This window comes from Pseudomonas sp. SIMBA_068 (assembly GCF_046534705.1).
Taxonomy (GTDB): domain Bacteria; phylum Pseudomonadota; class Gammaproteobacteria; order Pseudomonadales; family Pseudomonadaceae; genus Aquipseudomonas; species Aquipseudomonas putida.
Genome location: NZ_JAWRYI010001712.1, coordinates 1 through 234 on the forward strand (window position 1 = coordinate 1; position 234 = coordinate 234).

Here is a 234-nt window from a genome sequence, read left to right on the forward strand (position 1 = left end):
TTTCACTTAGTGAGCACTTAGGCTTTAATATTGCGTATTTATTATCGGCGCTTGCATCAGCAATTCTATTGAGTGTTTATGTTGCGGGTATGCTTAAAAATAGCAAACATGGAGGGCTATTCTTATGTGGAGTGTTATTTCTCTATAGTCTTTTATACGGATTACTCAGTGCAGAGGATTACGCATTATTAATGGGCAGCGTACTGGTGTTCGTGGTACTCAGTTTAATAATGC

At 38.0% G+C, this 234-nt stretch carries 1 protein-coding gene; it reads left to right on the forward strand.

Annotation, left to right across the window (positions count from 1 at the left end; translation table 11 throughout):
• On the forward strand, window positions 1–234 hold a 234-nt coding region (locus SB756_RS35590), incomplete at both ends, for an inner membrane CreD family protein (protein ID WP_410913949.1).